The organism is Streptomyces sp. CB01881 (assembly GCF_002953255.1).
In the GTDB taxonomy this organism is placed as follows: Bacteria; Actinomycetota; Actinomycetes; order Streptomycetales; family Streptomycetaceae; genus Kitasatospora.
Genome location: NZ_CP026498.1, coordinates 5,442,936 through 5,469,660, shown reverse-complemented (window position 1 = coordinate 5,469,660; position 26,725 = coordinate 5,442,936). Strand labels below are relative to the sequence as shown.

The 26,725-nt window shown below is 72.2% G+C and carries 21 protein-coding genes; 8 read left to right on the top strand and 13 right to left on the bottom strand.

Annotated elements, in window-relative coordinates; genetic code table 11:
- Window positions 1-40: 40 nt before the first annotated feature.
- The 4 genes from C2142_RS13645 to C2142_RS13630 form a co-directional block, all read right to left on the bottom strand.
- Window positions 41-823 carry an AIM24 family protein gene (locus C2142_RS13645; protein WP_174315698.1) on the bottom strand — a complete coding sequence of 261 codons (783 nt, stop codon included), beginning with the start codon at window positions 821-823 and terminating at the stop codon, window positions 41-43.
- Between the two features lie 299 nt (window positions 824-1,122).
- Entirely contained in the window at window positions 1,123-1,773 is a 651-nt protein-coding gene (locus C2142_RS13640) for an AIM24 family protein (RefSeq protein WP_148642887.1), read from the bottom strand.
- Complete coding sequence (locus C2142_RS13635; protein ID WP_148642886.1) at window positions 1,773-2,411, bottom strand: AIM24 family protein; 639 nt, start codon at window positions 2,409-2,411, stop codon at window positions 1,773-1,775. Before C2142_RS13635 ends, C2142_RS13640 begins: the two co-directional genes overlap by 1 nt.
- Window positions 2,412-2,497: 86 nt before the next feature.
- Entirely contained in the window at window positions 2,498-3,280 is a 783-nt protein-coding gene (locus C2142_RS13630) for a DUF2127 domain-containing protein (RefSeq protein ID WP_148642885.1), read from the bottom strand.
- A gap of 267 nt (window positions 3,281-3,547) precedes the next feature.
- On the opposite strand from C2142_RS13630, the gene C2142_RS13625 reads away from it, so the two are divergent.
- The gene (locus tag C2142_RS13625; protein ID WP_148642884.1) at window positions 3,548-3,886 is read left to right on the top strand and encodes a DUF3817 domain-containing protein; all 339 of its coding nucleotides are present in this window, start codon (window positions 3,548-3,550) and stop codon (window positions 3,884-3,886) included.
- A gap of 100 nt (window positions 3,887-3,986) precedes the next feature.
- Here the strand turns inward: C2142_RS13625 and C2142_RS13620 are convergent, their stop codons facing one another.
- Both C2142_RS13620 and C2142_RS13615 read right to left on the bottom strand, forming a co-directional pair.
- Window positions 3,987-5,600: a M4 family metallopeptidase gene (locus C2142_RS13620; protein WP_148642883.1), complete on the bottom strand. Its 1,614-nt coding sequence runs from the start codon at window positions 5,598-5,600 to the stop codon at window positions 3,987-3,989.
- Window positions 5,601-6,049: 449 nt separating this feature from the next.
- Window positions 6,050-7,687 carry a M4 family metallopeptidase gene (locus C2142_RS13615; RefSeq protein WP_241002563.1) on the bottom strand — a complete coding sequence of 546 codons (1,638 nt, stop codon included), beginning with the start codon at window positions 7,685-7,687 and terminating at the stop codon, window positions 6,050-6,052.
- 492 nt (window positions 7,688-8,179) lie between these two features.
- On the opposite strand from C2142_RS13615, the gene C2142_RS13610 reads away from it, so the two are divergent.
- The 3 genes from C2142_RS13610 (at window position 8,180) to C2142_RS13600 (ending at window position 11,051) form a co-directional block, all read left to right on the top strand.
- Window positions 8,180-8,707 carry a MarR family transcriptional regulator gene (locus tag C2142_RS13610; RefSeq protein ID WP_148642881.1) on the top strand — a complete coding sequence of 176 codons (528 nt, stop codon included), beginning with the start codon at window positions 8,180-8,182 and terminating at the stop codon, window positions 8,705-8,707.
- A 122-nt stretch (window positions 8,708-8,829) separates the two neighbouring features.
- A complete protein-coding gene (locus C2142_RS13605) occupies window positions 8,830-9,171 on the top strand; it encodes a DUF3817 domain-containing protein (protein WP_148642880.1) in 342 nt (113 codons plus the stop codon).
- Between the two features lie 194 nt (window positions 9,172-9,365).
- On the top strand, window positions 9,366-11,051 hold the full coding sequence (locus C2142_RS13600; RefSeq protein ID WP_148642879.1) for a methylmalonyl-CoA mutase family protein: 1,686 nt from the start codon (window positions 9,366-9,368) through the stop codon (window positions 11,049-11,051).
- A 91-nt stretch (window positions 11,052-11,142) separates the two neighbouring features.
- On the opposite strand, the gene C2142_RS13595 is transcribed toward C2142_RS13600, so the two are convergent.
- On the bottom strand, window positions 11,143-11,838 hold the full coding sequence (locus tag C2142_RS13595; protein ID WP_241002562.1) for a TetR/AcrR family transcriptional regulator: 696 nt from the start codon (window positions 11,836-11,838) through the stop codon (window positions 11,143-11,145).
- A gap of 366 nt (window positions 11,839-12,204) precedes the next feature.
- On the opposite strand from C2142_RS13595, the gene C2142_RS13590 reads away from it, so the two are divergent.
- The 4 genes from C2142_RS13590 (at window position 12,205) to C2142_RS13575 (ending at window position 16,700) form a co-directional block, all read left to right on the top strand.
- Window positions 12,205-13,200, top strand: a complete 996-nt coding sequence (locus tag C2142_RS13590; protein WP_148642877.1) for a tetratricopeptide repeat protein — start codon at window positions 12,205-12,207, stop codon at window positions 13,198-13,200.
- Window positions 13,201-13,922: 722 nt separating this feature from the next.
- Window positions 13,923-14,588: a DUF6230 family protein gene (locus tag C2142_RS13585; RefSeq protein ID WP_148642876.1), complete on the top strand. Its 666-nt coding sequence runs from the start codon at window positions 13,923-13,925 to the stop codon at window positions 14,586-14,588.
- A gap of 133 nt (window positions 14,589-14,721) precedes the next feature.
- Entirely contained in the window at window positions 14,722-15,306 is a 585-nt protein-coding gene (locus tag C2142_RS13580; RefSeq protein ID WP_194235778.1) for a DUF6114 domain-containing protein, read from the top strand.
- Entirely contained in the window at window positions 15,303-16,700 is a 1,398-nt protein-coding gene (locus C2142_RS13575) for a hypothetical protein (RefSeq protein ID WP_148642875.1), read from the top strand. Before C2142_RS13580 ends, C2142_RS13575 begins: the two co-directional genes overlap by 4 nt.
- Before the next feature lie 83 nt (window positions 16,701-16,783).
- On the opposite strand, the gene pyk is transcribed toward C2142_RS13575, so the two are convergent.
- From pyk to C2142_RS13545, 6 genes are all read right to left on the bottom strand, one after another.
- The gene (gene pyk / locus C2142_RS13570; RefSeq protein ID WP_148642874.1) at window positions 16,784-18,211 is read right to left on the bottom strand and encodes a pyruvate kinase; all 1,428 of its coding nucleotides are present in this window, start codon (window positions 18,209-18,211) and stop codon (window positions 16,784-16,786) included.
- A gap of 108 nt (window positions 18,212-18,319) precedes the next feature.
- On the bottom strand, window positions 18,320-19,534 hold the full coding sequence (locus C2142_RS13565) for an acetate kinase (RefSeq protein ID WP_148642873.1): 1,215 nt from the start codon (window positions 19,532-19,534) through the stop codon (window positions 18,320-18,322).
- On the bottom strand, window positions 19,531-21,693 hold the full coding sequence (gene pta, locus C2142_RS13560; RefSeq protein ID WP_148642872.1) for a phosphate acetyltransferase: 2,163 nt from the start codon (window positions 21,691-21,693) through the stop codon (window positions 19,531-19,533). The genes C2142_RS13565 and pta overlap by 4 nt, the downstream gene beginning before the upstream one ends.
- A 131-nt stretch (window positions 21,694-21,824) precedes the next feature.
- The gene (locus C2142_RS13555; RefSeq protein WP_162002467.1) at window positions 21,825-22,508 is read right to left on the bottom strand and encodes a hypothetical protein; all 684 of its coding nucleotides are present in this window, start codon (window positions 22,506-22,508) and stop codon (window positions 21,825-21,827) included.
- 114 nt (window positions 22,509-22,622) lie between these two features.
- Window positions 22,623-25,016 (bottom strand): 1,4-alpha-glucan branching enzyme, encoded by a 2,394-nt coding sequence (gene glgB, locus C2142_RS13550; protein ID WP_241002561.1) that lies wholly within the window; start codon window positions 25,014-25,016, stop codon window positions 22,623-22,625.
- A 203-nt stretch (window positions 25,017-25,219) separates the two neighbouring features.
- On the bottom strand, window positions 25,220-26,707 hold the full coding sequence (locus tag C2142_RS13545; protein ID WP_148642870.1) for a phosphotransferase: 1,488 nt from the start codon (window positions 26,705-26,707) through the stop codon (window positions 25,220-25,222).
- Between the last annotated feature and the right edge of the window lie 18 nt (window positions 26,708-26,725).

Here is a 26,725-nt window from a genome sequence, read left to right as displayed (position 1 = left end):
AGGGCCACGGACCTGGACGGACTCGCGGGCCGGTGGAGGTTCACAGCCCGAAGCGCCGTCCGAGATCGCCCAGGTTACCGAGACCCGGCACGTTGACGTTGGGCAGCTGGCTGCCGTGGCCGGACGCGTGCTGCGACGGCACCCCGCCCATCGGCACGCCCGCCTCGGCGTGCACCTGGCCGACCGCGCGCTCGGCCATCAGGACCTCGGTCGACTGCAGCAGCACCTGGCCGGCACCGATGAACTCGAACTGGTGCTCCTCGCCGGACGCCCCGCCCAGCCCGGTCAGCCGGCGGATGCCGCCGATCACCCCGTGCATGTAGTCGTGGTCGTAGTGGTGGCACGGCGCCGGGCAGTCGGCCCAGCCGACCAGTGCCTGCGGGTCGACCCGGATCGGCGGCTCGACGAAGTGCACCGGGCCGTTGGAGGCGGCCACGAACTTGCCGGTGCCGATCAGGGTCAGGAAGCCGGGGATGATCGACTGCTTGAGCCGCAGCGTCGGCTCGTACGCCAGCAGGTTGCCCGAACGGACGGTCAGGTTCCCCTCCTCCAGGTCGTAGGAGTTGAGGTCGAACGCCCGGTCGGCCAGCAGCAGCTTGCCCCGGCCCTCGGCGACCACCCAGTCCGCCGCGTGCATCGGCGAGTTGAAGTGCTGGCCGAGCATCCGGTCGATCGCGCCGGCGCCGACGCCCTTGAAGGAGATGTCGCCGTAGTAGGCGATCATCTTGCCCTTCTGGAGGAAGTACGACCCGTTCAGGTCCACCGAGAAGGCGTACGGGTTGACGTTGTCGTTGACCGGCAGGCTGTGCGCGTCGTGCACCACCGGGCCGGAGCCGTCCTGCGCCTTGGGGAGCGGGGCCTGCGCGCCGCCGAACTGCTCCTGGGCGTACTGCTGCGGCGGCTGCGCCGGGTAGCCCTGCTGGGGATAGCCCTGCTGGGGGTGGCCCGGCGGCGGCGGCGGCGGGTAGCCCTGGCCGGGCGGCGGGCCGTAGCCGGGCGGCGGCGGGGCGGCCGGGAAACCGGGCTGGGTGGGCTGGTTGTACGGCGACGGCTGGCCGTACGGCTGCTGCTGGCCGTACGGGTCGTTCGGCTGTCCGTACGGGGGCTGCGGCGGGTAGGACATCAGAGCTTCTCCTCGCTCGCCTGCACGAACACGGTGCCGTTGCCGGACAGCTCCAGCTGGAACGCCTCGCCGGAGCCGCGTCCGATCATGTCGCGCCACCCCAGCGCGGTGGACAGCTTGTTCTGGACCTGGCCGCGGTGCGCGACGTAGGCCTGGGGGTCGACGTGCACCGGCTGGTGCGGGGTGATGGGCAGCTCGAAGACGCCGCCGTGGGCCATCACCGCGACCGATCCGTGGCCGTCCAGCTTGGTGGTGAACAGGCCCTGGCCGGTCACCTGGCCGCGGACCATGCCCATTACGCCGCCCTGCGAGCCCATGAACATGGTGGACTGCTGGAGCGAGCCGTCGAAGGCCAGCAGCCGGTCCGCCTCGACGTACAGGGTGTCGCCGGCCAGCTCGATCACGTGCACGTGGTGGCCGCCGTGGCCGAACATCACGGTGCCCTGGCCCTCGACCGTCATCAGCGGGGTGTCCTCGTTGGCCACCCGGCGGCCGATCATCGACATGACCCCGCCCTGCCCGCCGGTGATGTTCGGCGTGAACCGGACCTCGCCGGTGTACGCGAGCATCGCGCCGCGCTGGCTGAACAGCCGCTGCCCGGGGACGACCCGGGCCTCGATCATCTTGTTGTTGATCCTGGTGAACGGCATCAGACGTCGCCCCCGACGGTCAGCTTCTCGGACGGCTGCACGTACACCAGGCCCTCGCCGGAGAACTCCACCTGAACGGCCTCGCCGCCGCCCTCGCCGATGAACGTCGTCCAGCCGGCCCCCGACTTGAGGCTGCGGCTCAGATTGCCGGTGTGCGCCACGTACGCCCCCGGGTCCACCCGCAGCGGCATGCCCTGGGTGACCCGCAGGATGATCGCCGGCCCCTTGGAGGTGACGGCGGCCCAGCCGCTGCCCTCGACCTTGGTGGTGAACAGGCCGTTGCCGGACGAGATGCCGTTCAGACCGGTGAAGGTGGTGCCGGTGCGCAGCGTGCCCTCGGTGCAGAGCAGGTTGTCCGACTCGACGTAGAGCGTCTCGCCGTTCAACCGGACGAGGTTGATCTCGGTGGCCTTGTCGGCGAAGTAGCAGGTGCCCTGCCCCTTCACCTCCATGACCGTCATCTGCTCGCCGGTCAGCCTGCGGGTGACCATGCCGCGCAGGCCGTCACCACCGCCGCTGAGCTTCTTGAAGCTCATCTGGCCGCTGTACGCGACCATCGAGCCGTTTCTGGCTTTCACGCCGTCGCCCGTCATGTCGACGGCGAGCGTCTTGGACCCCTGGAGTCGAAACTGTGCCACCGCCGCAATGTAGCCGCATCGGGCCGCCGCCGGGGAGGGGGCGGCGGCGTTCTGGTACCGCTCTGCGACAAATGCCCGGATCGGGCTCAGGTGTGCGCACCGTGCGGGACCGCCCCGGCGGCCAGCTCCACCTCCAGCAGCGAGGCCGAGTGGCGTTCGGCCTCGAAGGCCACCACGCCGCCGCGCAGCCCGAACAGGCGCTTGGAGAGCAGGATCCAGAGCACGGCGACGATGTTCAGCACCAGGGTGGCGACCTTCAGCGCACTGACGTGCTCGGTCAGCTCGTACGCCTCCAGCGGGAGGAAGGCCGCGGTGGCCACCACCGTGAGGTACTCGGCCCAGCGCCTGCCGAGCCAGAGGCCGTACGCCTCGACGATCTCGATCAGCGCGTAGACCAGGAGCGCGCCCGCGACGATCAGCAGGGTGCTGTGCTTGTAGTCGAAGGTCTTGCGGATGGTGTCGGCTATCGGCGAGTGTTCGAGGTCCCAGTGGAAGTGCTCGGTCACGGGCCGGAACACCGTCAGGTTCTCGTCGAAGACCCGGCGCACCGCGTCCTGGCTGTTGGAGAACTTCCAGACACCCCAGGCGACCACGACGATCAGCAGCCCGCGCAGCAGCCGCTCGACGGCCAGGAAGCGGAGGATGAAGAGGTCCCGCAGGGCCTTGCCGCGCGGCACCAGCGGTGCCTCCTCGGCCGGTCCGGAGCCGTGCGGGGCGCCGAGCGCGAAGTCGCCGCAGCGCAGGCAGCGCCAGGCGTCGCCGAGCGCGGTCGCCGCGTGCAGGCGGCGGTTCAGCTCGGGCTCGGCCGGCGCGTAGGTGACGTGCCCGCGCCGGGCGCAGGTCCTTCGGTCCCAGTCCAGCTTGAACATCGGTGGTACCCCCGTGGTGCTGCGATGCGGACGGCTCCCGGATCGCCGGGGCGCGGCAGCAGGATAGGGCGCCGGACGGCCCGGCGCCGCGACCGGGGGCGATCTGCTGCAGGGCTGTGACATCCGGGGCCGTGGCGTCGGGGGCCGTGGCGTCCGGGCTGTGACGTCCGGCACGGGGGTGCACCCCGGCCGGGGGCTCGGACATGTGCTCGGCGATAATGGCGGGGATGCTTGTGAGCCGGTTCACAAGCGATCTTCGACTCCGGTATGAGGTACGCCATCGTGAACAGCAGTGCCGTCCACCGCCTGCGCCTGGTCTCGGGCCCCGAGGGCCTCTCCTTCCTCCTGCTCCTGGTCTGCTCGGTGCTCAAGCGCAAGACGAGCTTCGACGCGGTCCCGGTGATGGGCATGGTCCACGGGATCCTGTTCATCCTCTACGTGGTGTTCTGGATCATGGCGTGGCAGGCGCAGAAGTGGGACGTGAAGCGCGGCGCCCTGCTCTTCGTCCTCTCGGTGCTGCCCACCGGCGGGTTCTTCGCCGAGCGTCTGCTCAAGAAGGAGGAGCTCGGCGTGGCGGCCCCGGCCCGCGAGCCCGCCGCCGCCTGACCCGCGGCCTGGACCGCCGGACGGCCGACAGGCTGCCGGGGCCTCCTCTCCCAGAGGGCCCCGGCAGCCTGCCGTCTTTTCCGGGGGTGGTCCGCCGTGGCTAGTTGACGTTGACCGCGCTCCAGGCCGCGGCCACCGTCTTGTACTCGGTGCTGGTGGCGCCGTACAGGTCGGAGGCCGCCTTCAGGGTCGCGGTGCGCGCGGCCTTGTAGTTGGTGGTCGAGGTGAAGTAGACGGTCAGGGCGCGGTACCAGATCGCGGCCGCCTTGTTCCGGCCGATGCCGGTGACCGTGGAGCCGTTGGAGGTCGGGCTGTTGTAGCTGACCCCGTTGATGGTCTTGGCGCCGCTGCCCTCGGCCAGCAGGTAGAAGAAGTGGTTGGCCACGCCCGAGGAGTAGTGGACGTCCACGTTGCCGACCCCGGAGTACCAGGAGTCCTTGGACGCGCCGTCCTTGGAGGGCTTGTCCATGTAGCGCAGCGGGGTGCCGTTGCCGTTGATGTTGAGCTTCTCGCCGATCAGGTAGTCGGGCACGTCCACCGGCAGGTTGGCGTACCACTCGACCATGGTGCCGAAGATGTCCGAGGTGGCCTCGTTGAGGCCGCCGGACTCGCCGGAGTAGACCAGGCCGGCGGTGGCGGAGGTGACGCCGTGGGTCATCTCGTGGCCCGCCACGTCGATCGCGGTCAGCGGGTGGGTGTTGCCGGAGCCGTCGCCGTAGGTCATGCAGAAGCAGGAGTCGTTCCAGAAGGCGTTGACGTAGTTGGAGCCGTAGTGGACCCGGCTGCTCGCGCCGACGCCGTTGTTCTTGATGCCGCTGCGGCCGAAGGTGTTCTTGTAGTAGTCCCAGGTCGCACCGGCGCCGAACTGCGCGTCGACCGCGGCGGACTGGGTGTTGGAGGCGAGGCCGTTGCCCCAGACGTTGTCCGCGTCGGTGTAGAGCGCGTTGCCGGACGCGGCGTTGCCGGTCCACTGGTTGCCCCGCGAGCCGTCCTTGAGCTGGTAGGTCGAGCCGCTCTGGGTGGTGGTCAGGGTCACCGAGCCGACGTTGACGCCCTTGCCGCTCCCGGTCGCGGTCTGGAACTCCTCGTGGGTGGAGAGCACCTCGCCGGTGGCCGCGTCGGTGACCAGCCGCTGGCTGCTCGGGGTGCCGTCGGCCCGCTGGCCCTGCACCACCGTCTGGTACGCCAGCCGCGGGCTGCCGTCGGCGGCCCAGACCACCAGGGTGGCCGTGCCCGCGCCGTCGACCCGGCTGATCGCCGCCTCGTCCTTGTCCGCCGTGATGCCGACGGTGGCCCGGACCGCGCCGAGCGCCTGGGCGGAGGCCTTGTCGGCGGAGAGCGCCGGGGTGAGGCTCGGCAGCGACAGCTGCCCGGTGAAGGCCCGGTCCACCGAGGTGATCGAGCCGTTGGACTTCTGGTGCACCACCAGGTCGCCGCCGATCACCGGCAGGCCGCCGAGCGTCCGCTCGTAGCGCAGGTGGCGGTCGCCGTTGGCGTCCAGCACCGCGTCCTTGACGACGAGCCGCTCCTGGCCGCCGAGCGCGAGCGACTGCGCCACCGGGGCGGCCTCGCCGCCGGCCAGGGCGATCAGGGCGTCGCGCTGCTGGGCGACGGAGGGCGCGGAGGCCTGGGCGGGGGCCGCGGCGACCTGGATGGCGCCGGCCAGCAGGGCGGTGGCGGAGAGTACGGCGCCGGCTGTCAGCTTTCGCTTCACGTACGGGGTTCCTTCCACGAAACCGCGTGTGCGCGGTCACGCCGCATACCGGGGCGCCGGGGGTGGCGCCTTGGGGCGGTAGGGCGCTGACGTGCTGCTCCCGTGCGGTCCAGGACGGCTGGTCGGTGGGTGGGGGCGACGGCCGTCGAACGGGGCTTGGACGCAAGCATGACAACCCGACAGGGGGGAAGGACAGGGCGCCGCCGGGGATTGGCCAGGTCTCGCCAGTCGCCGGTACGGGTGGTCCGGGTGCGGCGGATGCCCGGTTCGGGCGTTTCGCCCCGCTGGCGGGATCCCGCCAGCGGCCGGCCTTGCCCGGCCCGTCGGCCCTTGCTACGCGGGCCCGGGCGAGGGCGCCGGGGGCCCGCGGACGCGCGAGCGCCCGGGGCCTCCCCTCCCAGTGAGGGCCCCGGGCGCTCGCGGGGCCCTCAGGCCCCCAGCGGGTCACGTCAGCTGACGTTGACACCGCTCCACGCGGCCGCCACCGCGTTGTACTCGGCGCTGCCCGCGCCGTACAGGTCCGCCGCCGCGCTCAGGGTGCCGGTGCGGGCGCCCTTGTAGTTGGTGGTGGAGGTCCAGTAGACGGTCAGGGCGCGGTACCAGATGGCCGCGGCCTTGTCCCGGCCGATGCCGGTGAGGGTGGAGCCGTTGGAGGTCGGGCTGTTGTAGCTGACGCCGTTGATGGTCTTGGCGCCGCTGCCCTCGGCCAGCAGGTAGAAGAAGTGGTTGGCCACGCCCGAGGAGTAGTGGACGTCCAGGTTGCCCACGCCGGAGGACCACGAGTCGGCCGAGCCGCCGTCCTTGGAGGGCTTGTCCATGTAGCGCAGCGGCGTGCCGTCGCCGTTGAGGTCGATCTGCTCGCCGATCAGGTAGTCCGGCTTGTCGGTGGCCAGGTTGGCGTAGAACTCGACCATGGTGCCGAAGATGTCCGAGGTGGCCTCGTTGAGGCCGCCGGACTCGCCCGAGTAGTTGAGGCCCGCGGTGGCCGAGGTGACGCCGTGGGTCATCTCGTGGCCCGCCACGTCGATCTCGGTCAGCGGGTGGGTGTTGCCGGCGCCGTCACCGTACGACATGCAGAAGCAGGAGTCGCTCCAGAAGGCGTTGACGTAGTTGGAGCCGTAGTGGACCCGGCTGGTGGCGCCGACGCCGTTGTTCTTGATGCCGTTGCGGCCGAAGGTGTTCTTGTAGAAGTCCCAGGTCGCGGCCGCGCCGTACTGCGCGTCGACCGCGGCGGACTGGGTGTTGGAGGCGGCGCCGGTGCCCCAGACGTTGTCGGCGTCGGTGTAGAGGGTGCCCGAGCCGGAGGTCCGGTTCTTGAAGTTGACGGTGGACTGGCCGCCGCGGGTGGCGTCCTTCAGCTGGTAGGTCGAGCCGCTGAGCGTGGTGGTCAGCGGGACGTTGCCGACGAAGACGCCGTTGCCGCTGCCGGCCGCGGTCTGGACCTGCTCGTGGGTGGAGAGCACCTCGCCGCTGGCGGCGTCGGTGACGAGCAGCTGGCTGCTCGGGGTGCCGTCGGCGCGGACGCCCTCGACGGTCGTCCGGTACGCCAGGCGCGGGTTGCCGTCCGCGGCCCAGACCACCAGCTCGGCGGCGCCGGTCTGGTGGACCTCCTTCAGCGGCGACTCGTCCTTGTCGGCGGTGATGCCGACGGTGGCCTGCACGGCGCCGGAGGCCTGCGCGGCCGCCTTGTCGGCGGGGATCTCCGGGGTGAGGCTGGGCACGGAGATGGTCGCGCCGACGGCCTTGTCCACGGCCTTGACGGCACCGTCGGCGGCCTGGTGGACCACCAGGTCGCCGCCGAGGACGGGCAGGCCGGCGAAGGTGCGCTCGAAGCGGAGGTGACGGGTGCCGTTGGCGTCCACCACGGCGTCCTTGGCGACCAGCTTCTCCTGGCCGCCGAGCGCCAGCGCCTTGGCCAGCGGGTCGGCCTGACCCTTCGCCACGGCGAGGACGGCCTCGCGCTGCTGCGATGCCTGCGCCTGGGCCGAGGGGGCGGGGGTCGCCTGGGCGGCGGTGCTCACCTGGATGACGCCGGTGAGGAGTGCGGTGGCGGAGAGTACGGCGCCGGCTGCGAGCTTTCGCTTCACGTACAGGTCCTTCCGGAAAACCGCGTGTGCGCGGTCGCACCTCGTCCCGGGGTGCCGGGGTTGGCACCTGAGGGGCGGAACGGGCGCTGACGGGCTGCTCCGTGCGGTCGAGCGGCGGGCCACCGGTGAGTGGGGCGGTGGCTGCCGGACGGGGCTGGCCGAAAGCATGACAATCCAACAAGTGAAATGACAGGTCTGGTTCACCAATTGGCCAGGTCTCGCCAGCCCGGCGGATTGTGAACAGAGTGACGAAAGGGGCGAATCACCCCGTCTTTCAGCGGGTTACCGCCCGAACCGAGGCCTGATAGCGGGCCGAACGCCTGGTCGGTGGTCAGCGACCTGTGGGGCGTGCGGGGTTGGCTTCCGTTCACATCGCGGCAATGTCCTGGTACGGACCTGGCCGCCCCGCTGGCGGGATCCCGCCACGTGTTGCGCTTGTCCACCATCAGGACGCCTGATAGCGGCGCTCCCGCCCGCCGGTACGGTTAGGAGGTGGCCAAGCCCCTCGCACTCGACTTCGACCCGATCGCCCGCGCCGACGAGCTCTGGACCCGTCGTTGGGGCGGAGCCCCCTCGATGGCGGCGATCACCTCGATCATGCGCGCCCACCAGATCCTGCTCTCGCGGGTGGACACGGTGCTCAAGCCGTACGGCCTGACCTTCGCCCGCTACGAGGCGCTGGTGCTGCTCACCTTCAGCCGGACCGGCGAGCTCTCGCTCTCCAAGATCGGCGAGCGGCTGATGGTCCACCCGACCAGCGTGACCAACACCGTCGACCGCCTGGAGCGGGCCGGCCTGGTCGCCCGCAGGCCCAACCCGCTGGACGGCCGGGGGGTGCTCGCCTCGATCACCGGCCGCGGCCGCGAGGTGGTGGAGGAGGCCACCCGGGAGCTGATGGCGATGGAGTTCGGCCTGGAGGAGTACGACGCCGACCAGTGCCGCGAGGTCTTCGAGCTGCTCCGCCCGCTGCGGGTGGCGGCCGGCGACTTCACCGGGCCGGACGCGGCCCCCGCCGGGTAGGGCGCGCCCGCGGCCGGGCAGGGCGCTGCGCGGCGCACCCGTAAGCGGCGGCTACCCTCGTGGGAGCGGTGCGCGGATCCGGGCGTACCGGCCGATCCCTGCCGAGCGAGGCGATGAAGAGTATGAAGGCGAACCCCCTGCTGGGCTGGTACCGGGCCCTGGCCATTGCGACCGGTGTGGCGCTGCTGGTGTTCTGCGGCTTCATGGTCGCGAAGTACGGCTTCGACACCGCCGAGGACCTCACCACCTACGTCGCGATGCTGCACGGCTACCTGTACATCGGGTACTTCGTGGTCACCTTCCTGCTCGGCCAGAAGCTCAAGTGGCCGCTCGGCCGGATGATCCTGACGCTGGCCGCCGGCTGCATCCCGTTCGCCTCCTTCGTCGCCGAGCGCCGGGTGGTCCGCGAGGCCGCCGAGCGGCTCCCGGCCGGCGGCGCCGCCCGGCAGACCGCCGGCGTCTGACCGCACCGGCCCGTGCGAGCGCCCCTTCCCGATTCCGGGGAGGGGCGCCCGGCGTTTCGCCCCGCCCCTGCGGCCCGTCCTGCGCGTACCGTCTCCATCGACAAGTACTAGGACGTCCGAGTAAATTAGTAGGACGTCCTAATAGCTGTGCCGCCCCGACGCCGTGGCGGCCGTACGGAGCGGAGTTCTTGGCCATGGACGCCGAGGAGATCGAGCGCGGGCGGCAGCGCTGGCAGCAGCGGTACGACAGCGCCCGCAAGCGGGACGCGGACTTCACCACCCTCTCCGGCGACGAGGTCGAGCCGGTCTACGGCCCGCCCGCCGGGCAGCCCGTCGAGGGCTTCGAGCGGATCGGCTGGCCGGGCGAGTACCCGTACACCCGCGGTCTGCACGCCACCGGCTACCGCGGCCGCACGTGGACCATCCGCCAGTTCGCCGGCTTCGGCAACGCGGAGCAGACCAACGAGCGCTACCGGATGATCCTGGAGGCGGGCGGCGGCGGCCTCTCGGTCGCCTTCGACATGCCGACCCTGATGGGTTACGACTCCGACGACGCCAAGTCGCTCGGCGAGGTCGGCCACTGCGGCGTGGCCATCGACTCGGCCGCCGACATGGAGGTCCTGTTCAAGGGCATCCCGCTCGGCGACGTCACCACCTCGATGACGATCAGCGGCCCGGCCGTCCCGATCTTCTGCATGTACCTGGTCGCCGCCGAGCGCCAGGGCGTCGACCCGGCGGTGCTCAACGGCACCCTGCAGACGGACATCTTCAAGGAGTACATCGCCCAGAAGGAGTGGCTCTTCGCCCCCGAGCCGCACCTGCGCCTGATCGGCGACCTGATGGCGTACTGCGCCGAGGGCATCCCGGCGTACAAGCCGCTCTCCGTCTCCGGCTACCACATCCGCGAGGCCGGGGCGACGGCCGCGCAGGAGCTGGCGTACACGCTGGCGGACGGCTTCGCCTACGTCGAGCTCGGCCTCTCCCGCGGTCTGGACGTGGACGTCTTCGCGCCCGGCCTCTCCTTCTTCTTCGACGCGCACCTGGACTTCTTCGAGGAGATCGCCAAGTTCCGCGCCGCCCGCCGGATCTGGGCCCGCTGGATGCGCGACCGCTTCGGCGCCAAGACCGACAAGGCGCAGTGGCTGCGGTTCCACACCCAGACCGCGGGTGTCTCGCTGACCGCGCAGCAGCCGTACAACAACGTGGTCCGCACCGCCGTCGAGGCGCTGTCCGCGGTGCTCGGCGGCACCAACTCGCTGCACACCAACGCCCTGGACGAGACGCTCGCGCTGCCGTCCGAGCAGGCCGCCGAGATCGCCCTGCGCACCCAGCAGGTGCTGATGGAGGAGACCGGCGTCACCAACGTCGCCGACCCGCTGGGCGGCTCCTGGTACGTCGAGGCGCTCACCGACCGGATCGAGGAGCAGGCCGAGGCGATCTTCCAGCGGATCCTGGACAAGGGCCGCGAGGACCACGAGGTCGGCCCGATCACCTCCGGCATCCTGCGCGGGATCGAGGAGGGCTGGTTCACCGGGGAGATCGCCGAGGCGGCCTTCCAGTACCAGCAGTCGGTGGAGAAGGGCGAGAAGCGGGTCGTCGGCGTCAACTGCCACCCGCGCAGCGTCACCCCCGAGCTGGAGATCCTGCGGGTCAGCCACGAGGTCGAGCGCGAGCAGGTGCGCGTGCTGGCCGAGCGGAAGGCGGGCCGGGACGAGGCGGCGGTGCGGGCCGGCCTGGAGGCCATGCTGGCGGCGGCGCGTTCGGGCGAGTCGATGATCCCGCCGATGCTGGACGCGGTGCGGGCCGAGGCCACCCTGGGCGAGATCTGCAACGCCCTGCGCGAGGAGTGGGGGATCTACCGGGAGACGGCCCGCTTCTGAGGCCCTCCCGGCACACGGGAGCCGCCCCGCACGTACCGACGTGCGGGGCGGCTCCGTGCTGTCCGCAGCCGGCCCGGGGGCCGGCCCGCGCTCAGCCCGCCAGCAGGCTCGGGAACGGCCCGAGCAGCAGGCTGGTGAAGCGCCGGGTCCAGTCGGCGGTGATCGGCTCGCCGCTGACCAGCACCCGGTGTTCGACCGTCCCGGCGATGGTGTCGAAGATGATGTCGATCTCCTCGCCGGCGGTCGCCTCGTCGGCGTCCGGGGCGAGCTCGCCGCGTGCCTGCGCGGCCGCCCGGCCCTGCCGGACGAGCCGCTTCTGCGGGTCGACGATCGCCTCCCGGATCCGCCGCCGCAGCTGACGGTCGCGGGTGCCCTCGGCGAACAGCGCGAGCAGCGCGGCCTGGGTCTCCGGCCGGGCCAGCAGGTCGGCGAACTGGGTGACCACCGCCTCGATGTCGGCCCGCAGGCTGCCGAGGTCGGGCATCACCAGCTCGTCGAAGAGGCTGGCGACGGCGTCCACCACCAGCTCGTTCTTGGACGGCCAGCGGCGGTACAGGGTGGTCTTGGCGACCTTGGCGCGGGTGGCCACGTGACCCATGGTCAGCCCGCCCCAGCCGAGTTCGGCGAGGGCCTCGCGGGTGGCGTCCAGGATGGCGAGGTCGGCGGCGGCGCTGCGCGGTCTGCCCTTGGCCCGGGTGGTGGTGCCGTCGGTGCCCTCCGGGGCCTGTGGGGGGTCTTCCCGGTGGTCCGGGCGCGCCGGGGTCACGGGGGGCTGGGGGGCCGACACCGGGTCTCCTTGCGGTTTACTGGTAAGTAACATGGGTGGGACCGGTAACGGTAGCGACTCCTCGCCGTCCCGGTCAGCCAGGCCACCCGGGAAAGTGGGGCAGCTCACGTCCCGGGAACGCCGGAGGGGGTTGCGACAGGGGGCCTCGGTCCAGTTACGCTACGACTCGTAGCGAAAGCAGTGACGACCAGGCGCCGTGACCCGTGGGACGGGGCGGCGCGGGCGCGGGTGGGGATCCGCGCCGAACGGTTCAGGCTACCGGGGGACGGGCCGTCCGCCCGGGGATCGGGTGCCGCGCAGCCCGCGCGGGGCGACTTTCCCCGAGGTTGGTGCCCGTCGGCGGCGCGGACGGGGGAGGATAGTGCCATGCAGCCACGGAATTCGCGTCTCAACAGCTCCGCCCTGCGCGGTGCGGTCGACCTCGCCGCAGTGAAGGCAGCCGGCGAGGCTGCCCAGAAGGCCGAGCAGGCCCGGGCCGAGCGGGCCCGTCAGGCGGCCGCCGCCGAAGCGTCCGGTGTGGCGGCCCCCCAGGCCCCGTACGAGCTCGTCATCGACGTCACCGAGGACACCTTCGAGGCCGAGGTCGTCCAGCGTTCCACCGAAGTGCCGGTGGTCATCGACTTCTGGGCCGAGTGGTGCGGGCCCTGCAAGCAGCTCAGCCCGATCCTGGAGCGTCTGGCCGAGGAGTACGCCGGCCGGATCGTGCTCGCCAAGATCGACGTCGAGGCCAACCAGCTGATCGCGCAGCAGTTCGGCATCCAGGGCATCCCGGCCGTGATGGCCGTGGTGGCCGGCCAGCTGGTGCCGCTGTTCCAGGGCGCCGAGAGCGAGGCCAACGTCCGCAAGGTGCTGGACCAGCTGATCCTGGTCGCCGAGCAGCGCTTCGGCGTGGCCGGCGGCAGCGGCGCGCCGGCCGGAGAGCCGGGCGAGGCCGCGCCGTACGTGCCGGAGGACCCGGCGCTGGCCGCCGCGCACGAGGCGCTCGACCGGGGGGACCTCGGCGGCGCGATCCAGGCCTACCAGAACGTGCTGGCCGACCAGCCGGGCAACACCGAGGCCCGGCTCGGCCTGGCCCAGGCGCAGCTGCTGCGCCGGGTGGAGGGGCTGGACCTGCAGGCTGTCCGGGCCGCGGCCGCGGCGAGCCCGAAGGACGTCGCGATCCAGCTCCAGGCGGCCGACCTGGACCTCGTCGGCGGGCACGTCGAGGACGCCTTCGGGCGTCTGGTGGACACCGTCGGACGGACCTTCGGCGAGGACCGCGACACCGTCCGGCTCCGGCTGCTGGAGCTGTTCGAGGTGATCGGCGCGGACGACCCGAGGGTGACGGCGGCGCGCACCGCGCTGGCCCGCGTCCTGTTCTGACCCGGTTTCGGATCACGGTCCGTAACCCTTTCGCCGGTCCGTACTGGCACGGCGGGTGACCTGCGGTGTCGCTGGAGATTTGGCGACAATCCGGTCATCGCGTCAGAGGTTTACCAAATCTTGACAACGCCCGTGGGTGGTCACTTCGCGTGACCACCCACGGGTGTTTCGCTGCTGTTTCCGGCGGATTTCGCCGTCACGATTCCTTCAATTCGTCACTCAGGGTGCGCAAGCGGAAATTTTCATGATCGTCGGCACTGGATGTTGGATTACCCGTCAGTAATGAACCCCTTGTGCTTCGCCCGGGATTCAAGCAGCATCGGCGACGCCCGGTCCCAGACTCCACCCCGCCGACAGCCGGTCGGCGCGACGGAGCGAGGGATCCCCACCGGGTGAGCCGTCGGCCCTGGCCGGCGGCAGGGAGGGCAGGGGGGTATCCGCGGTCCCACGGCGGTTCCTGTCCTTCGATCCGGCCGCGCGGCCCGCGCGGTCGCTGGTTGTCGCTCGGGGGTGATCGCCGATGTCGTCGGTCCTGCCCGCCGCCCCGCAAGGGTGGCCGGTGAAGGGACGGGAGTGCCGCTGTGTGCCGGCCGCTCCCGCGTCCGACGACGCCCAAGGCGCTCTCCGCTACCGAGGACGTAGCTCTCTCCCATCCCAGGCCCCCACCGGTGCGGGACGCACCGCCGGGCGCCGGAGATGTACGTCCTAGAAGGAGGACTCGCATGTCCCAGACCTACGGCAAGACCCGCTGGAAGCGCTTCGCCCTCGTGATGGTGCCGGGCATCGCCGCCACCGCCGCGGTCGGCGTCGCGATGGCCAACAACGCGCTGGCGGCTTCGTTCAGCGTCTCCGGCCAGAACTTCAAGGTCACCGCGCAGGAGCTGCACGGCACGAACTTCGCGCAGTTCGGCTCGATCGACGCCGAGACCAACGGCACGCCGCACCCGGTCGCCGTCTCGGCGTTCGACGACGCCACGATCAAGGGTCTCTGCCAGTCGGTGGTGACCGACCCGAACATCATCCCCGGCCTGCCGTGGAAGCTGCCCAAGATCACCCTGCGCCTCGAGGCCGGCCAGAGCGACGACGTCGCGAAGCAGGTCTCCGCGAAGAACCTGCTGATCGACCTCGACCAGCTGAGCGCGGACGCCACCTTCACCAACATCAACATCGGCCAGGACGCCTCCACCCTGAAGGGCACCGCCACCCAGGGCTGGAAGTCCAAGCTCGGCACCGGCCTGCCCTCGGGCGGCGTCGGCTTCGCCCAGGCCGCCGACAAGGCCGACCTGACCGACGTCAAGCAGACCGCGTGGGCCACCTCGGCCGGCACCTTCAAGCTCCAGGGCCTGAAGCTCCAGCTGCACACCGACGGCGGGCACGAGTGCTACTAGGCCGTTGACCGGAGGCAGGTCCGCGGACCCGCCTCCGACCACGGCACCCGGGGGGTCGGGGACGGCGCATGCGCCGCCCCCGGCCCTCCCCCTCCCGTTTTTCCCCTCGTTCACACCATCGAGGAGCTGCACCGTGTCCAGCGCCCTTGCCGAGCTGCGGCCCGTCGAGCACGAGAACACCGTCCACTGGGTGCTTCGGGTGTTCCGTCACTTCCGCCGGTCCCGCCCGTTCTGGGGCGGCCTGATGGCCATGATCGCCGGCGTCCCGGTCATGTACTTCCCTTACGCCAAGCTGTCGTTGAACGGCATGACGGTCACCATGGCGACGACGGCCGGTGCCGGATCGCTCATCATCGGCGTCCTTCTGATCGTGCTGGGTCTGACCGCCTGGTTCCAGCCGGCCGTCCGGTTCTTCGCGGGCGTCGCCACCATGCTGCTGACGCTGGTCTCGATCCCGGTCTCCAACCTGTCCGGCTTCGGCATGTCGCTGCTGCCGGGCCTGATCGGCGGCGGGCTGATGCTCGCCTGGGCGCCGAATCCGCCCGAGGCGGCCACCGCCACCGCCGAGGCCGTCGCCGCTCCCGCCACCGCCGAGGCCGCCACGGCCCCGCTGCCGGCCGTCCCGGGCCAGGCCGAGCCGCCGGTCCTGGACAAGGCCCAGGCCCCCGCCGAGGGCACCGCCCCGCAGCCGGCCGGTGACCACGGGGAGGCGCGGTGACCTCGCAGGACCAGCAGGGCCGGCCCGTCCTGCCGGAGCAGCGCTCCGGCCGGCACGCGGCCCCCCGGACGCCCGTCCGGGTCCGGCTGAGAGGACGCGCGCTGGCGATGGCCGCGGTGCCGACCGCACTGCTGATGGCCGCCGCCTACACGCCGAACCCGGCGATAGCCGAGCCCGCCGCGGGCAAGCCGTGCGCCTCCGCGCCCGAGTCCGTCCCGGACGTGACGCCGGTGGAGGAGACGCCCGTTCCCAAGAGCGAGCTGACCCCGCTGCCCGGCCCGTCCGAGGCGCCCACCGGGGCCGCCACGACCGCGCCGACGACCGTGCCGACCGGTGCGCCGACGACCGCCCCGACGGCGCCCGCTCCGACGACGCCCGCCGCCCCGGCCGCGACGACCGCGCCGGTGAAGCCGACCGGTGCCGCGACCCAGCCGCCCGCCGTCCGCTCCGGCGCCACCGGCGGCCAGGGGGGCGTGGTGCAGGCCGGGCTCATCGACGACCTGGTCGGCGGCGTCACCAATCTGATCCACCCGAGCGCTTCGCCGAGCGCCTCGGCCTCGCCGTCGGCCGCCGCCGGCGCCCGTGCGGCCGCGCCGCAGGCCCCGGCCCCGCAGGCCGTCCAGACGCAGGCCGTCCAGACGCAGCCCGCGCAGGCCCCGGCCGCGCCGCAGGCCCCCGCGCCGGGAGCCACCACGGCCGCGCAGCCCACCACGGCCGCGCAGCCCACGGGGACCGCGCAGACCACGCCCTCCCCGAAGGCGTCCACCGGCGGCAGGGCGACCCCGAAGGCCACGCCGTCCGCGGGCGCCACCGCGACCCCGTCGGCCACCGGCACGCCGACCGCCAATCCGAACTGCGACGTGGACGCCCGCGGTCTGACCGCCGGGGCGCCCGCGCCCGGGCACGTCGTCCCGGAGCAGAACTGGACGCTGAAGAGCAGTCGCCTCGGTCTGCACGGCGCGGCCTTCCACGGCGTCTACGACGTGCGGACGCCCACCGGCACCAAGCGGGTGCTGAAGTTCGTGGTCAACAGCGTCGACATCGAGAACCTCGACATGTCGACACTGGAGGGCAACGGCAAGACCTTCCACGTCAAGGGCGCCCCGGGTTCGACCTCGACGATGCGCAACGGCCAGGTCACGATGTACGTGGAGCGGCTCTCCGGCCACCTCTCGAAGGTGCTCGGCCTGCCGGTCCCGATCGACCTGGGCGAGATCACCCTCACGCCGGACACCCTGCCGCGCTGGCTCTACGACCTGATCGGCGCGATCCCGATCCCGCTGGACCTGGAGCTCACCGGCGTCACGGCCAAGCAGGCCGGCCAGTTCGGCGGCACGCTCAAGATCCCCGGCATGCGGATGTACAACGACGACGAGCCGTACAGCGACAAGTAGGAGCACCAGGTCGTGCAGACGCCCGTGGGGCGGCCCCTCCGGTGAGGAGGGACCGCCCCACGGGCGTCTTCCGGCGCGGGTGGTTACTCGCTCCGGGTGCCCAGGTGGTGCACCTGGACCATGTTGGTGTTGCCGGGGACGCCGGGCGGGGAGCCGGCGGTGACGATGACGGTGTCGCCCTCGTTCAGCTCGCCGATCCGGAGCAGCTCGCCGTCGACCTGGGCCACCATCGCGTCGGTGGAGCCGACCTGCTCGGTGACGTGCGCCTCGACGCCCCAGCTCAGCGAGAGCTGGTTGCGGGTGGCGTTGTCCGGGGTGAACGCGATCACCGGGATCGGCGAACGGTACCGGGAGAGCCGGCGCGCGGTGTCACCGGACTTGGTGAACGCGACCAGTGCCTTGCCGTTGAGGAAGTCGCCCAGCTCGCAGGCGGCGCGGGCGATGGAGCCGCCCTGGGTGCGCGGCTTGCGGCCCGGGTTCAGCGGCTGGAGGCCCTGGGAGAGCAGCTCCTCCTCGGCCTTCTCGGCGATCCGGCTCATGGTGCGGACCGTCTCGATCGGGTACTTGCCGACGCTGGACTCGGCGGAGAGCATCACCGCGTCGGTGCCGTCCAGGATGGCGTTGGCGACGTCGGAGACCTCGGCGCGGGTCGGGCGCGAGGCGTGGATCATCGACTCCATCATCTGGGTGGCGACGATGACCGGCTTCGCGTTGCGGCGGGCCAGGGTGATCAGCTGCTTCTGGACCAGCGGCACCCGCTCCAGCGGGTACTCGACGGCCAGGTCGCCACGGGCCACCATGATGGCGTCGAAGGCGAGGACGATCTCCTCCATCGCCTCGACGGCCTGCGGCTTCTCGATCTTGGCGATGACCGGCACGCGGATGCCGACCTCGTCCATGACCTCGTGGACGTCCTTGATGTCGGCCGCGTTGCGGACGAAGGAGAGGGCGACCATGTCGACGCCCAGGGCCAGCGCGAAGCGCAGGTCGTCCTTGTCCTTCTCGGACAGGGCGGGCACGTTCACGGCCGCGCCGGGGAGGTTGATGCCCTTGTTGTTCGAGAGCACGCCGCCCTCGACGACGACGGTCTTCACGCGGGGGCCGTCGACGCTGACGACCTCCAGGGCGATGACGCCGTCGTTGATCAGGATCGGGTCGCCGGGCTTGACGTCGCCGGGCAGGCCTTTGTAGGTGGTGCCACAGATGTGCTGGTCACCGGGGACGTCCTCGGTGGTGATGGTGAACTCGTCGCCGTTGTCGACGGTCACCGGACCGTTGGCGAAGGTCGCCAGACGGATCTTGGGACCCTGGAGGTCGGCCAGGACGCCGATGGCCTTGCCGGTGTCCTCCGAGACCTGGCGGACCTTGCGGTACCGCTCCTCGTGGTCCGCGTGGGTGCCGTGGCTCATGTTCAGTCGGGCGACGTTCATGCCCGCCTCGACGATGGCCTTCAGCTGTTCGTAGGAGTCCGTCGCGGGACCCAGGGTGCAGACAATTTTCGCTCGGCGCATATGGATCAGTCTATCCGTTCGTGTTATAGGCGCATTCGGCACGAATCGAGAGGAATCGCCGACGAAGGATTCCGAGGGGCGAGACGACGGTGCGTCACCGCCCCGACGTCACCGGCCCGACTGCCGGTGCACCAGGGCGAAGGCCTGTCGCGCGATCTCCAGTTCCTCGTCGGTGGGCACCACGGCGACCGCCACCCGTGAGTAGGCGGGGGAGACGATCCGGGCCTCGCCGGAGCGCACCGAGTTCAGCTCGGGGTCCACCGCGATGCCCAGCGCCTCCAGTCCGGCCGTGGCCGCCGCCCGCACCGGCGCCGCGTTCTCGCCGACACCCGCCGTGAAGGCGATCGCGTCCACCCGGCCCAGGATCGCGTAGTAGCCGCCGATGTACTTGCGCAGCCGGTGGACGTAGGCGTCGAACGCTAGCCGGGCGTCGGCGTCCCCCTCCTCCGCCCGGCGCATGATCTCGCGCATGTCGTTGTCGCCGCACAGGCCCAGCAGGCCGCTGCGGCGGTTGAGCAGGTCGTCGATCTCGTCGACGGAGAGCCCGCCCACCCGGTGCAGGTGGAACACCACGCCCGCGTCGATGTCACCCGAACGAGTGCCCATGACCAGGCCCTCCAGCGGGGTGAGGCCCATCGAGGTGTCCACGCACCGGCCGCCGGCCACCGCCGAGGCCGAGGCGCCGTTGCCCAGGTGCAGCACGATCACGTTGACCTCGGCCGGGTCCTTGCCGAGCAGCCGGGCGGTGGCCCGCGAGACGTACTGGTGCGAGGTGCCGTGGAAGCCGTAGCGGCGCACCCGGTGCTCGTCCGCGACCGCCTTGTCCACCGCGTACCGGGCCGCGTGCTCGGGCATCGAGGCGTGGAAGGCGGTGTCGAAGACGGCCACCTGCGGCAGGTCCGGGCGCAGCGCGCGGGCCACCTCGATGCCGGTGATGTTGGCCGGGTTGTGCAGCGGGGCGACGGGGATCAGCCGGCGGATCTCCCGGAGCACCTCGTCGGTGATCACGGTCGGCTCGGTGAACCGCAGGCCGCCGTGGACCACCCGGTGGCCGATCGCGGCCAGCTCGGGGGAGTCCAGCCCGACGCCGTCGGCGGCCAGCTCCTCGGCGACGGCCTTCAGGGCGGCGCAGTGGTCGGCGAAGACCTGGACGGCCTCCCGCCGCTCCCCGCCGCGCGGCGTGTGCAGCAGCCGGCCGCCGGCCTCGCCGATCCGCTCGACCAGCCCGGAGGCCAGTCTGGTGCCGTCGAGCATGTCGATCAGCTGGTACTTCACCGACGACGAGCCGGCGTTCAGGACCAGGACCCGCGTACCTTCGCTCATGCCTGCACTCCTTCGGCGCGCTCCTGGGACTGGATGGCGGTGATCGCGACCGTGTTGACGATGTCCTCGACCAGCGCGCCGCGCGACAGGTCGTTGACGGGCTTGCGCAGGCCCTGGAGGACCGGGCCGACCGCCACCGCGCCGGCCGAGCGCTGGACCGCCTTGTAGGTGTTGTTGCCGGTGTTGAGGTCCGGGAAGATCAGCACGGTGGCCCGGCCGGCCACCGGTGAGCCGGGCAGCTTGGCGGCCGCCACGTGGGCGTCCACCGCCGCGTCGTACTGGATCGGGCCCTCGACCAGGATGTCGGGGCGCAGCTCGCGGACGATCTCGGTGGCCTTGCGGACCTTGTCGACGTCGGCGCCGGAGCCCGAGGTGCCGGTCGAGTAGGAGAGCATCGCGACCCGCGGCTCGACGCCGAACTGGGCGGCGGTGGCGGCGGACTGGATGGCGATGTCGGCGAGCTGCCGGGCGTCCGGGTCGGGGTTGACGGCGCAGTCGCCGTAGACCAGCACCCGGTCGGCGAGGCACATGAAGAAGACGCTCGACACGATGGCCGCGCCCGGCGAGGTCTTGATCACCTCGAAGGCGGGCCGGATGGTGGCGGCGGTGGAGTGCTGCGCGCCGGAGACCATGCCGTCGGCGATGCCCTCCTGGACCATCAGGGTGCCGAAGTAGCTGACGTCGGTCACCACGTCCAGCGCCCGCTCGACGGTCATCCCCTTGTGCGCGCGCAGGCGGGCGTACAGCTCGGCGAACTGGCGGCGCAGCGGGCTGGTGGCCGGGTCGACGATCCGGACCTGGGCGCGGTCGGCGGCCGGATCTCCCCCGGCCGGGCGGCCGGGAGGCGCCGCCTCGGCGGGCAGGCCGATGCCGAGCGCGGCGGCCTTGCGGCGTACGGCGTCCGCGTCCCCGAGCAGGGTGAGGTCGCAGATGTTGCGGCGGAGCAGGATCTCGGTGGCGCGCAGCACCCGTTCATCGGTGCCCTCGGGCAGGACGACGTGCCGGCGCGACGAGCGGGCCCGTTCCAGCAGCTCGTGCTCGAACATCATCGGGGTCACCCGCTCGGACCGGCCGACCTCGATCCGGGTGGTCAACTCGGCGGTGTCCACGTGCAGTTCGAAGAGCCCGAGGGCTATCTCGGCCTTCCGGGGGCTGGCCGCGGAGAGCTTGCCCTCCAGGTGGGTGAGGGCGGCGGCGGTGGGCCAGCTGCCCTCGGGGACGACCGCGACCGGCGTGCCCGGGGCGAGCCGGGCGGCCAGCGCCATCACGTTCGGGCCGGGGTGCTGGCCGAGGGTCAGCAGCACGCCGGCGATCGGCGGGGCGCCGGCGGCGTGCGCGGCCAGCGAGCCGATCACCAGGTCGGCACGGTCCCCGGGGGTGACGACGAGGGCGCCCTCGGTCAGCGCGTCGAGGAAGGTCGGCAGCATGGCGCCGCCGAAGACGAAGCCGCGGACGTCCCGGGCCAGGCCGGCCGCGTCGCCGATCAGCACCTCGGCCCCGGTCGCCTCGACCAGCTGGGCGACGGTCGGAGCGGCCAGCGCCGGCTCCTCGGGGATCACGTACGCGGGGACCGGCAGCTTCTCGGTGAGCGTGCGCTGGATCCGCTGCTTGGCGCCGGGGGCGACCCGGTTGGTGATCATCGCCAGGGCCGCGCAGCCGAGGTCGGTGTACGCGCGGTGGGCGTTGCGGACCTCGGCGATCACGGCCTGGGCGTCCTCGGCGTGCCCGCCGACCACGGGGAGGACGGCGGCGCCGAACTCGTTGGCGAGCCGGGCGTTGAAGGCCAGCTCGTCCGGGATGTTGGTGTCCGCGAAGTCGGTGCCGAGCACCAGGACCGCCTGGCAGTGCCGCTCCACCGCCCGGAACCGGTCGACCAGGACGGAGACCAGCTCGTCCTGCCCCTGGGCGGCCTGGAGGGCGGCGGCCTCCTCGTAGGTGAGGCCGTACAGTTCGGCGGGCCCGAGGTCCAGCCGGTAGCGGGTGCGGAGCAGCTCGACGACGTGGTCCGAACCCGGCTCGCCCGGTGCGTGCGCGTGCACCAGGGGGCGGAACACCCCGACCCGGTCCACCTGGCGGGTGAGCAGTTCCATGACCCCGAGCTCGACCGCCTGCCGGCCGTCGCCTCGGTTGATCCCGGTCACGTACACGCTGCGCGCCACGTGGCTCTCTCCGTCCCGTCGTCTCAGAGGATGGTCATATCGACCATACCTTCGCACCGGGAACAGCCGTTCGCGAGCAGGAGGGCCCCGTCGGTGCAAGGGACGAAGGTCACGCCAAGAGGGGCGGGAGGTCAGGGTCGGGTGTCCGTGTTGGTCAGCTCCGAACCGGCCAGTTCCACCGACACCCCGAGGGGGCTCTCGCTGATCCAGATCTCCGACAGCCGCGTGTCCACCAGCCAGCCGTGCCGGCGCAGAAGGGTGTTGCTGCCCCCGGGGCGCCAGCCGTCGGTGACGAGGTGTTTCCGCAGGCGGTTGGCCACTTCGGCGGGCGGCAGGCCGGTGATGCTGACGATCGTGAGAGTGCGGGAGCAGAAGTTGGAGCCGCAGTAGCCGTCGGTGCTCTGCGCGGTCAGTCCGGGCGGCATCGACACTTCCTCGGCACTCGGCAGGAAGGCCTCGTAGGAGAGGAAGGGGCCGTAGACGAAGCAGATGACGGTCCCGATCAGGGCATGGGCGCAGATCGCGACGGCCGCCCCGCCGGTGGGGGTGAAGAACTCCCCCTTCGGCCGGGGGCCCCGCAGTCGCCGCTCGATCAGCACGCCCACCAGGATCACCAGGCCGGCCGCGAACGGGTACCCGGCCTCGATCTCGGCCGTGGCGCGGGTGAAGTACCAGTCGCACTCCAGGCCGACCAGGACCATCGCCAGGCCCGCCAGGACGGCGAACACCGCCACTCCGACCACCCGGGTGCGCATCACCACCGCCCAGCAGACCAGTGGCAGCAGGAGGTAGACCCACCCCAGAAGCATCAACACGTGTCAGGCCCCCGCCTGCTGACGATCAATCTCGCGAGGGGAGCCTAGGGGCGGGCCGCGGCCGGACGCAATGGTCCGGCCGCGGCCGATCCGCCGCGGTGCCGGTCGGGCCGCTCAGGCCGGGCGGAGCCAGAGGGTGGCGAGCGGGGGGAGGACCAGTTCGGCGCTGCGCGGCTGGCCGTTCCACTTGACGGGCTCGGCCTTCACGGGGCGGGAGTTGCCGATTCCGGCGCCGCCGTAGGTCTCGGCGTCGGTGTTCAGCACCTCCTCCCAGAGCTGTTCGCGGCCGTCGAGGGCGGGCAGGCCGACCCGGTGGCCGTGGCGGACGACGGGCGAGAAGTTGCAGACGGCGACCAGCGGGGTGCCGTCGGCGGCGTACCGGACGAAGGAGAGCAGGTTGTCCTCGGCGGCGCCGCCGTCGAGCCAGCGGAAGCCGTCCGGGGTGGTGTCCTGCTCCCAGAGGGCGGGGGCGTCGAGGTACTGCCGGTTGAGGTCGCGCACGAGGCGGCGCACGCCGAGGTGGTCGCCGGCCGCCGGCCACTGCTCGTCGAGCACCCACCACTGCGGGCCGTGCTCGTGGTCCCACTCCGAGCCCTGGGCGAACTCCTGCCCCATGAAGAGGAGTTGCTTGCCGGGGTGGGCCCACATGAAGCCGAGGTAGGCGCGGTGGTTGGCGCGCTGCTGCCACCAGTCGCCGGGCATCTTGGAGACCAGCGCCTGCTTGCCGTGCACCACCTCGTCGTGCGAGATCGGCAGGACGTAGTTCTCCGAGTACGCGTACACCATCGAGAAGGTGATCTCGTTGTGGTGGTACTTGCGGTGCACCGGCTCCTTGGACATGTAGACCAGCGAGTCGTGCATCCAGCCCATGTTCCACTTCAGCCCGAAGCCGAGGCCGCCGCTGTCGGTGGGCCGGGTGACGCCGTCCCACGCGGTGGACTCCTCGGCGATGGTGACCACTCCGGGGCAGCGGCGGTAGACGGTGGCGTTCATCTCCTGGAGGAACGCGGCGGCGTCCAGGTTCTCCCGGCCGCCGTACTGGTTGGGCGTCCAGTCCCCGCCCTCGCGCGAGTAGTCGAGGTAGAGCATCGAGGCGACGGCGTCCACCCGCAGGCCGTCGATGTGGAACTCCTCGCACCAGTACACCGCGTTGGCGACCAGGAAGTTGCGCACCTCGGTGCGGCCGTAGTCGAACTCCAGGGTGCCCCAGTCGGGGTGTTCGGCGCGCCGCGGGTCGGCGGGCTCGTACAGCGGCTCGCCGTCGAAGCGGGCGAGCGCGAAGTCGTCCTTGGGGAAGTGCGCGGGCACCCAGTCGACGATCACGCCGATGCCGTGCCGGTGCAGGGTGTCGACCAGGTGCCGGAAGTCGTCGGGGCTGCCGAGCCGGGCGGTGGGGGCGTAGTAGCCGGAGACCTGGTAGCCCCAGGAGCCGCCGAAGGGGTGCTCCATCACCGGCATGAACTCCACGTGGGTGAAGTTCAACCCCTTGAGGTAGCCGGGGAGTTCCTCGGCGATCGCACGGTAGGAGGTGAGGTCGGGCCGCCAGGACGGCAGGTGCAGCTCGTACACCGACATCGGTGCCCGGTGGTGCGAGGTGCGGGCCCGGCGGGCCATCCAGTCGTCGTCCTCCCAGCGGTACGAGGAGGAGGTGACCACCGAGGCGGTGCCGGGCGGGCACTGGGCGGCCCGGGCCAGCGGGTCGGCCTTGTCGAGCACCCAGCCCTGCCGGGTGTGGATCTCGTACTTGTACTGGGTGCCCTCGGCCAGGCCCGGTACGAACAGCTCCCAGACGCCGGACGAGCCGAGCGAGCGCATCGGGTGGCCGGTGCCGTCCCAGTGGTTGAAGTCGCCGATCAGCCGGACGCCGGCCGCGTTCGGTGCCCAGACCGCGAAGGCGGTGCCGCTCACCCCGTCGACGGTGCGCACGTGGGAGCCGAGCGCCTGCCAGAGCTTCTCGTGCCGCCCTTCGGCGATCAGGTGGAGGTCCAGCTCGCCGAGGGTGGGCGGGGTGCGGTAGCCGTCGTACTGGGCGACCGGCTCGCCGTCGGCGTACGTCACCAGCAGCCGGTAGTCGGCCGGGCCGCTCTCGTACAGCTCGGCGCCGGCCAGCAGGCCGGTGAACAGGCCGCCCTGCTGGTGGGTGAGTTCGGCCGGGCCGTGCGCGGTCTCCACCACGACCCGCTCGGCGAACGGGCGCAGCACCCGGATCGCGGTGCCGCCGTGCACCGGGTGGGCACCGAGGAGGGCGTGCGGGTCGTGGTGCTGCCCGCCGACGAGCCGGTCCACCTCGGACGGCGGCAGCGGCGCCTCGGGCAGCCGCAGGACGCCGCCGGGCACCCCGCCGGGCACCCCGCCGGGCTCGCCGCCCGGGGCGGGGGCGGGGCGCGCCGCCGCGCGCGGCCCGGCCCGTCGGGGCGATGCGGGCTCGCGCTGGGGGGAGTCCGCGTCCGCGAGGAAGGTGGCGGGCACGGTGCGGGTGGTGCGGCCGGGCGGGTCGATCGGCGTCACGGCTGGTCCTCCTGCGGATTCGGGGTGGCCGCGGATCGTCGGCGGCGGGGTGGGTCCGCTCCGGGGCGGGAGCGGGGCAGGGCGGGAGCGGGGCGGAGCGGGTCGGACGGGGACGAGGGGCGGGCGGGGAAGGAGGCAAGAGGGGGATCAAGGAACAGGGGCTGGGGAGCAAGAGGGGAGGGAGGGACAGGCGGAGGGCGGGGTCAGACGGTGAGCGCGAGCCGGTTGATCGCGGCCAGCGGGATCGGCAGCCAGCCGGGCCGGTGCCGGGCCTCGTACACCACCTCGTAGACCGCCTTGTCGATCTCCAGCGCGCGCATCAGCTCCGGCGAGGCCGCCGGGTCGGTGCCGCCGCCGGCGGTGTAGCCGGCGCAGAAGGCGGTGCGGTTGCGCTGCGCCCAGGCGGCGGCCAGGTGGGCCAGCTCCGGGTCGTGCGGGCCGCCGGCCAGCAGGTGGGCGGCGGCGTAGTCGAAGGAGCGGAGCATCGCGGCGACGTCCCGCAGCGCGGTCTGCGGTTCGCGCCGTTCGGCGACGGACTTGGCCGGCTCGCCCTCGAAGTCCAGCAGCACCCAGCCGTGCGGGGTGCGCATGGCCTGGCCGAGGTGCAGGTCGCCGTGGATCCGCTGGACCGGCATGCCGTCCGGGTGGGCGTCGGCGAGCTGCTGGAAGGCGGTGCGCAGCGCGGCCCGGTAGCGCATCAGCCCGGGGACGACGGCCACCGCGCTGTCGAGCCGGTCGGCCATCGCGGTGGCCAGCTGCCGGGTCTGGGTGCGGTCCAGCCGGGCGACCGGCATCGAGCGGGCCAGTACCCGGTGCACCTCGGCGGTGGCCCGGCCGAGCCGGTGGGCCTCGATGGCGAAGTTGCCGGGCGACGGGTCGCCCTTGAGCCGGCCGACCTGGTCGAGCGCCAGCTCCCAGCCGTCCTCGGCCTCCGGGAGGTAGCGCTGGAGCAGTCCGAGGGTGGCCGGCTCGGCGCGCTCCAGCCGGCTCTCGAACCAGGCCGCGACCCGGGGGATCCGGGTGGAGCCGGCGCGGGAGAGCGCCAGTGAGAGCTCCAGGTCGGGGTTGGTGCCGGGGTGGATGCGGCGGAACAGCTTGAGGATGTACGAGGTGCCGTAGATGACCGAGCTGTTGGACTGCTCGGCGGTGGAGGCGCGCCCGGGCAGGTTGGCGGGAAGCCCGGAGCCGGGGGTGCGGCGGAACGACAGGGAGCCGAACCGGTCGCCGGTGGCCAGGTGTTCCAGCAGCCGCCCGGTGAGCTCGGGGTCGTGCACCGCGTCGTAGAGCGCGGCGCCGTCGTACGGGCCCTGGGTGAGCCGGCCGAGCACCGCGGTGGGCTCGATGCCGGCGGGCCCCTGGGAGCGGATGCCGAGCAGCAGTTGGTAGATGTCCCCGTGCGGTGCGCCGGCGGTGGTGGCGTGTTCGACCCGCAGCAGCAGGTGGAGCAGGGCGGGGTCGCCGACCTGGAGCGGGGTGCCGACCACCAGGGTGAGGCCGGTGATGGGCCGCCCCTTGCCGGCGTACCAGCGCTGGGTGGGGAGCCACTCGGCGATGAGCGGCAGGGCCGCCTGGACGAGTTCGCTGACCCCCAGAGCGGTTCTCCGGGCCCCGGCACCGCGGGTGCCCACCGGCACGGGGCCGGCGGGGGTGTCGCGGTGCACGTGGGCTTGAGAACGGGAGGTTTCGGACATGACTCCCTTTCCCCGGAA